This is a genomic window from Rickettsia endosymbiont of Ixodes scapularis (genome assembly GCF_000160735.1).
Lineage (GTDB): Bacteria > Pseudomonadota > Alphaproteobacteria > Rickettsiales > Rickettsiaceae > Rickettsia > Rickettsia tamurae.
Genome location: NZ_CM000770.1, coordinates 1,235,533 through 1,243,515 on the forward strand (window position 1 = coordinate 1,235,533; position 7,983 = coordinate 1,243,515).

Here is a 7,983-nt window from a genome sequence, read left to right on the forward strand (position 1 = left end):
TACCGCACGTAATTCATTTAAACTCCTTACTACGCCCACTTTATCAAGAAAGATAAACTCTTTTAAAACATTTTCAAAACCATATCGATTTACATAAGACTTTATATCTTTTGATAACAGAGTTAAATTACGCTTTAATAGTTCCTTTATCATAATTCTACTTATTTATAATTTGTATTTCTTAAAGGTGATAAAGAGCCTATTGTCATTGCTGCAAAAGGCTTGCTTGCGTGGAGCAGTAAAACCCACTGTGTCATCCCGTGGTCAAACCACGGGATGACAGGGGTAAAATCGATCCACGCAGACAATACTAAGCTAGGCATGACACTTAAACTCCTACTGATTAATTCTTGCCGCGCAGATTCTTTCGGTGATTTCTTTCAGTTTTTCTACTCTATCTATTAAATATAAAAGTTGTTCTTTTGTAATCTTATAGTTTTTATCATATCTTACGTCAATATAACTTTTTGAAGCAACTCAAAACATTCTTTTTGATCCGGGGTTGCTATAGGAAATAATTGCAATAACTCACTATTATAATTTTCTGCCATACTACCTAATTTTTCTATATCATGTAGCTTTGGTTTATAGTTTGAAAAAACTAATAAAATAGTGCTATAAAGACTTTCCGTAGCTTGATGTAACTCAAAAGCACATTTATTTAAATTACCTCTTAGCAAAATATTATGAACATCAATAAGACATTCGTTAGCATGTTTAAACCATTCTTTATAATAACTTTAGCAATTTCTTTCATCTCGCTCCAAGGTAACTCCTTAGCTTCGCTTAAGGTAAATTCACCACTATTATATAAAAGAATACCTTCTTTTTTTATATCCGTGTAAAAATAACGCCCTATCTCCAACTGTCTATTTACTTCATCAATTGACTCTAGAATTATCGATATTAATGAATCATACGGAATAATTTGCTTAGGATTTATTACTCCTGTTTTTTCTAATCTTTTATATATATTATCTTCTAACCTAAAGTAGCATGCCCTTTATATTTACCTTTTTTCAGAATTATCAAAATATTGGTATCGCTATGGTAACCGTTAGGWAGATCACGTACCCAATCGCCTCTTGCAAAAGAGCCGTACAAGATAATCATAGCGATTTTATCTTGTGCAATATCTAAAATTTGCTGCACTATAAAATTAAGCCTAGCTTGGATTTTTAGAGAACGTTCGGGTAAAGTGGTTTTCATCTACTCATTTGCACCATGACAATATTTATATTTCTTGCCTGAACCGCACGGACATAGCTCATTACGAGATACCCTACCCCAACTAGTAGGATCTTCAGGGTTTCTATCTTTTGGGTCAATGCGTGATACGACGGGTTTAAGGTCAGTCTCAAAGCTACTTCCTGCATTATATTTACTAAATGCCGGATCTTCCCGACTCTCACGCATATTTTTCTGAAGTTTTTTATGCTCAAGCGAAACATCTTCTTTTTGAACATGTTTTAAGTCGATATGGAAGTGATATACTGTTTGAATAAATAATTCTTTTAAATTATTAAGCATCTGCTCGAATAAGTTAAATGCTTCTCTTTTATACTCGCTAAGAGGGTCTTTTTGAGCATAAGCTCGAAGCGATATGCCTTGTCTTAAATGATCTAAGCTATATAGATGATCTTTCCAAACTTGATCAAGGGTAGTTAGTAAAATATATTTTACGGCATTATGCATTAACTCGCTACTATAGGCTTCTTCTTTTGACTTATATATATCATGAGCCATTTGTATAACGGTCTTCGTGATTTCTTCTTCCGTTACATCATTTTTACTTACTAAATTATGATCAAATTTTATAGAAAAAACACGATGTAATTCTACGCTTAAATTTTCTATATCCCAATCTTCTCTATAAGAGCCTACCGGCATGAAAGTTAATACTATCTTTTTGGCGAGTTCCTCAGTAGTACTATTTAAGAAACCGTGACTATCTTTAGATTTAATAATTTCAGTACGTTGCTCGTATATTATCTTACGTTGGTCATTCATTACATCATCAAAACGTAATAAATTTTTACGCATCTCGTAGTTATGTCCTTCAACTTTTTGCTGAGCTTTCTCAAGTGAACGACTAATCATCGGATGGTGGATAGCCTCTCCGTCTTTCAATCCAAGCGTTCTAAGAACTCCTGATATACGATCTGATGCAAAAATACGCATTAAATCGTCATCAAGCGATAGGAAAAACTTAGTTTTACCAGGATCACCTTGTCTACCTGATCTTCCTCTTAGCTGATTATCTATCCTACGGCTTTCATGCCTTTCCGTACCTATCACAAATAAGCCGCCTGCTTCAATAACCTGCTTCTTTTCTTCGGCAATTTGAGCTTTTATTTCAGCTATTTTAGCTTCATAATTATGTTCTTTATCCAGCTGCTCTATTAACATTTCAGGGTTACCACCAAGCATAATATCAGTGCCTCGCCCTGCCATATTAGTTGCAATCGTTACTGCCTTAAACCTACCTGCTTGAGCAATAATAAAAGCTTCCTGCTCATGAAATTTGGCGTTTAATACTTTATGAGGGATTTTTTCTTTATTTAAAACGCTTGAAAGTTCTTCTGACTTTTCTATGCTTATCGTACCGACAAGTATAGGCTGACCACGATCGTAACAATCCTTAATCAGCTTTAAGATAGCATCATATTTTTCTTTTTTACTACCGTAAATCTCGTCATCAAGGTCAAGCCTTGTGACTTTATTATGGGTTGGGACTGCGACCACATCGAGATTATATATGTCTTTTAGTTCGGGTGCTTCGGTCATAGCCGTACCGGTCATACCCGATAATTTAGGATAATTACGGAAATAATTTTGGAAAGTAATGGATGCAAGAGTTTGGTTTTCATTTTGAATTTTCACATTTTCTTTTGCTTCTAATGCTTGATGTAGGCCTTCTGAATATCTACGCCCTTCCATTACACGACCGGTAAATTCATCAATAATCATTACTTTACCTTCACGCACCAAATAATCTACATCAACAGTAAACATATTATGAGCTCTTAAGGCTTGGTTAACATAATGTACTAAAGTTAAATTCTCAAAATCATATAAACCGGTATCAGGTTTTATAATATTTTCTTTACTTAAAAGCGATTCTATATGCGTAATGCCGGTTTCCGTTAAATTGATAGTTTTTAATTTTTCGTCTTTTTCAAAATCACTTGCATTAAGCAGGCGTACAATTTTATCAATTTTACCGTATAATTCTGAATTATCATTAACCGGACCTGAGATAACTAGCGGAGTTCTTGCTTCATCTATCAAAATCGAATCAACCTCATCGATGATAGCAAAATTAAAAGGACGAAGTACTCGCTCTTGCAAACTATACTTCATATTATCCCTTAAATAGTCGAAACCGAGTTCATTATTTGTTGCATGGGTAATATCGGCATTATAGGCAGCTCGTTTTGCTTTATCAGGCATACCGGCAACAATACATCCAACCGATAAACCTAAAAAATTGTAAATTTTACCCATGGAAGCAGAATCACGGCTTACCAAATAATCATTCACAGTTACAACATGTACGCCTTTTCCGGTTAAAGCATTTAAGTAAGCAGGAAGCGTTGCAACTAAGGTCTTACCCTCACCGGTACGCATTTCGGTAATCATGCCTCTATGTAATATAAGACCACCTATAAGCTGAACGTCAAAATGACGCATACCGCAAACTCTTCTAGCCGCTTCCCTAACTACCGCAAACGCCTCATATACTATATCGTCTAAAGTTGCTCCGTTTTTAAGCTTTTCTTTAAACTCTACAGTTTTATTCTTCAACTCCTCGTCTGATAATTTTTGTATAGCAGGCTCAAGCGAGTTAATTTTTGTAATTTCGGAAAATAGTTTTTTTACAGTACGATCATTTGCAGTACCGAAAAGTTTTTTTAAAATATAAAGCATTAAAGTCCTTATGATATTTTTAGTATTTTAGTACTTAAAAATATAGGTATATTTTATAAAATTATCAAATGTTATAATTTTATTTAAATGAATAATTTTTTATTGAAAGGCATTTTTTTACTACAAATATTTGTAAATTATTATTAATAAATAAAATATTCTCAAATAGCTGTTGACGGTTATATATTATTTTTATAAAATTTAAGCTTATGTTTAACACAATTATGAGTCATAAATGAAAAAATTATCTGTTATATTTTTTATCAGTTAGCATGCTTTCCGGTATTGCTTTTGCCAATAAAGACAAAGTAGTTGCTACCTATAAAGGCGGTGAAGTAAAAGAATCGCAAATTATGAAAGAATTTAAGCCTCAGCTTAATCTTCAATCAGGTGAAACAATCAAAAATTTTGATGATTTTCCGCCGCAAGATCAGGAAAAATTAATAAAAATTTATGTTAATAATCTTTTGTTAAAAGAAGAAGTTACTAAATCAAACATTACTTCATCTAAAGAATTCCAAGAAAAACTTAAAAATGCAAAAAATCAATTAGCTCAACAAGAATTACTAGCAAATTACATAAAATCTAACATTACAGATAAGATGTTTGATGACGAATATACTAAATATGTCAGTAATCTTAAAGGTAAAGAGCAAATAAAAGTTGCTCATATTTTAGTTAAATCCCAAAAAGAAGCTAACGATATAAAGACCAAATTAAGCAAAGGCGGAAATTTCACTAAGCTTGCAGAAGAGTCATCTCTTGATAAAGCTTCAGCTTCAAACGGCGGCGTTATCGGTTACATTCTACTAAATCAACCTGGGCAGTTAGTACCGGAATTTGAAAAGAAAGCTTTTGCTTTAAAAGTAAATGAAGTTTCAACTCCTGTAAAAACCGATTTCGGTTGGCATATTATCAAAGTGCTTGAGAAAAAACCTGTGCCTATTCCAACAAAAGAAGAAGCAAAAATAACTATTGATAATATATTAGCTGCAGAAGTACTAAAGAAATATATTTCTGATTTAGAAGCTAAAGCTGATTTAAAAATCATGTTACCTAAAGCAGATAGCAAAGCCGGATCGTAATTTATATTTTATATTTTGTCATTGCGAGTGGGTATTGTTGCGTGGATAGCAAATCGTCATTGCGAGCAGCAGCCATAGGCTGCGTGGCAATCTCATGAAATAATAACAAAATCCTGAGATTACTTCGTAATTTCCTTGCAATGACGGAAAAACTGATCTACGCAGGCATAACATTATAACTACTCTCAATCACAGCAAATGCTACGCATACAGGATAATCATCAGAAAGAGAAAGGTGAATATTAAAAGGAGGGGGTTTGTTTGTATAGTTTGAACTAACTTCTACTATAGGCTTGCCTAAATCATCATTTAGTATAGTAATATCTTTAAAATTTATACCTTGACCTATACCGACTCCAAAGGCTTTACTAACAGCCTCTTTAGCAGCAAAACGCTTGGCTAAAAAAGCAGCACAGTTTGTTTTATCCAACAAAGCAAACTGTTTTAATTCCTTTGAAGCTAGAATTTTTTTAGCAAAAAGTTCCGGATATAAATGTAATATCTTTTCGATTCTAGGAATTTGTACTATATCAGTACCGACACCGATAAGCATTTACTTATCGGTTTCATAATCTTCGCCATTCTCATCAATAAAGATTTGATCATCTAAATCAGAATAATCTTCCCCGATATAAACTTCAGGTAAATACTCAAATTTTTCTTCTACATCTTCTGATTCATCTTGATTAACAAGAGGCTCTATCATAGTTCTTGTACGCAGACTGTTTATTAAGTCTTGTTCTAACTGGGCTACCGATACTTTTCCGGCAGCAATTCTACGTAATGAGATAACAGGAGGTTTATCACGCTTTTCTTTTTTTATTTGACTAGTTTCTACTTTATAATTTAATAATTTAGCATATCTTGTTGCTAGAACAACAAGCCGAAACCTATCCGATATAATTTTATTACAATCTTCTGCTGTAATTCTTGCCATAATTTTCTCCGTTAAAAATAATATACTACGAATAAATAAGAAATGAGTATACGAAGATCAACTTCAAAAAGAGCAAAGAGTTCACAAGTCGAGGAACGGAACGTATACTTAATACGTGAGTACCGCAGACCTTGTAGAACGACGCAGCCAATTTTTGAAGTTGATCGAGTATATTATACTCTTTTTATATCCGCACCGCAATTACTTAATTTTTTTTCTAAATCTTGGAAGCCACGATCTAAGTGATATATTCGATGTAATACGGTTTTGCTATTAGTACTAAGACCGACGAGTATTAGCGATACCGAAGCTCTAAGGTCACTTGCCATAACTTCCGCTCCTTTTAACATTTCTACACCTCGGACGACCGCCTTATTACCTCGTACTACTATATCTGCTCCCATCCTACATAATTCAGGGACATGCATGAAACGATTTTCAAAAATATTTTCGGTGATTATTGAAACACCGTTGCTAAGCGTCATAAGACTCATAAATTGTGCTTGTAAATCTGTGGCAAACCCAGGATAGGGATTAGTTTCTAAATCAACTGAATTTAACTTCCCTTCATAAGTTACTTGGACTCCGTTATTGATCGGCACGACTTTTATACCCGTTTCGATGAGTTTTAAAGCTATATTTTCTATAATATGGTAATCAATTCCACAAATTTTCACATCACCTTTAGTAATAGCTGCCGCAAACATATAAGTACCGGCTTCAATACGATCAGAAAGTACTTTATAGCTCGCTTTATTTAAAGAATCTTTACCTTTAATCGTTATTTCGCTAGTGCCGACACCTGCAATATCGGCTCCCATTTTAATAAGACAATTACATAAATCAACTATCTCCGGCTCTCGACCGCAATTAAAAAGCACAGTTTCTCCCTCTGCTAAAACAGCTGCAAGTATTGCATTAATCGTAGCACCTACAGAAACTTTATCAAAAACAAAATGAGTACCTTTTAAGCGTCCTTTACTTGAAGCGTTAATATAACCGTCTTCTATTTCAATCGTAGCTCCCATAGCTTTTAATACGGCAATATGCAAATCTACTTGCCTTGCTCCAATAGCACAACCACCCGGAAGCGATACTTTTGCTTTACCGTATTTGGTAAGCAAAGGACCAAGCACCCAAATCGATGCTCTCATTTTACGGACTATTTCATAATCTGCAGTAAAGTTATTTATATTTCCGGTATTAATTATAAGCTCAAATTCATCTTGGTGTTCTATTATTTCAATATCCGCTCCGTGACTTCTTAGCAAATCTTTCATAGTACTAACATCCGTTAATTTTGGAACATTAGTAATATGTAGTTTATCGGTAAGAATAGATGCCGCCATAATAGGTAACACGGCATTTTTAGCACCGCTAATATTAATACTACCTTCAAGAGGCTTACCGCCGTGAATAATTAATTTTTGCATAAATTATTTTGATAAAATTGTAACGTCATTGCGAGGAGAAACTGATTATATTGTCATCCCACGACTTGATCGCGGGATCCAGTTAAAAATACTAATATTATTAGTATTTTTAGTTATTTTCTGGATACCGTGGTCAAGCCACGGTATGACACCGATTATACTACACATCCAAATTCACGACATTTAAAGCATTCGCTTGAATAAATAATCTGCGAGGTTCAACAACGTCACCCATTAAAGTAGAGAAAATGCCCTCTGCTTCATCGACTTCCACAACTCTTACCTGAAGCAAAGTTCTTTTTGCAGGGGCAAGAGTAGTTTCCCATAGTTGGTCGGAATTCATCTCACCAAGACCCTTAAAACGCTGGATGTTTATACCTTTTTTCCCGCATTCTATAATAGTATTTAACAACTGGCTTGGCGTTAAAATATCGAATTCTTGACTTTTCACTATAAGCTTTAATTGCTTACCGAATACATCAAAAATTGTTAAAGCAAGCTTTGATATTTGTACAAACTCAAATGATTCCAACTGCTCTTTCAACAATATTTTACTTTCTTTTAAACCCCTACTAAAGCGGAAGAACTCTATTTTATT

General features: G+C 33.9%; 4 protein-coding genes and 3 pseudogenes. 1 reads left to right on the forward strand and 6 read right to left on the reverse strand.

Annotation, left to right across the window (positions count from 1 at the left end):
* Positions 1–336 precede the first annotated feature (336 nt).
* Positions 337–1,209, reverse strand: a pseudogene (locus REIS_RS17375) (HEPN domain-containing protein).
* On the reverse strand, positions 1,210–3,930 hold the full coding sequence (secA, locus tag REIS_RS06285) for a preprotein translocase subunit SecA (protein ID WP_008580413.1): 2,721 nt from the start codon (positions 3,928–3,930) through the stop codon (positions 1,210–1,212). It lies immediately after the preceding pseudogene.
* 235 nt (positions 3,931–4,165) lie between these two features.
* On the opposite strand from secA, the pseudogene REIS_RS06290 reads away from it, so the two are divergent.
* A pseudogene (locus REIS_RS06290) lies at positions 4,166–5,015 on the forward strand (peptidylprolyl isomerase).
* A 157-nt stretch (positions 5,016–5,172) separates the two neighbouring features.
* Here the strand turns inward: REIS_RS06290 and acpS are convergent.
* From acpS to REIS_RS06310, 4 genes and pseudogenes are all read right to left on the reverse strand, one after another.
* Entirely contained in the window at positions 5,173–5,568 is a 396-nt protein-coding gene (gene acpS, locus REIS_RS06295) for a holo-ACP synthase (protein ID WP_008580416.1), read from the reverse strand.
* Positions 5,569–5,952: a DNA-directed RNA polymerase subunit omega gene (rpoZ, locus tag REIS_RS06300; protein WP_008580417.1), complete on the reverse strand. Its 384-nt coding sequence runs from the start codon at positions 5,950–5,952 to the stop codon at positions 5,569–5,571. It lies immediately after the preceding gene.
* A 173-nt stretch (positions 5,953–6,125) separates the two neighbouring features.
* Positions 6,126–7,385, reverse strand: coding sequence for a UDP-N-acetylglucosamine 1-carboxyvinyltransferase (gene murA, locus REIS_RS06305; protein WP_008580418.1), 1,260 nt, complete (start codon positions 7,383–7,385; stop codon positions 6,126–6,128).
* Between the two features lie 160 nt (positions 7,386–7,545).
* A pseudogene (locus tag REIS_RS06310) lies at positions 7,546–7,983 on the reverse strand (DNA gyrase subunit B); the annotation flags it as partial.

What these genes read in the sequence shown, in the direction of transcription:
- acpS (WP_008580416.1), bottom strand. Translation starts at nt 5,568, where the DNA reads ATGCTTATCGGTGTCGGTACTGATATAGTACAAATTCCTAGAATCGAA.
- murA (WP_008580418.1), bottom strand. Translation starts at nt 7,385, where the DNA reads ATGCAAAAATTAATTATTCACGGCGGTAAGCCTCTTGAAGGTAGTATT.
- rpoZ (WP_008580417.1), bottom strand. Translation starts at nt 5,952, where the DNA reads ATGGCAAGAATTACAGCAGAAGATTGTAATAAAATTATATCGGATAGG.
- secA (WP_008580413.1), bottom strand. Translation starts at nt 3,930, where the DNA reads ATGCTTTATATTTTAAAAAAACTTTTCGGTACTGCAAATGATCGTACT.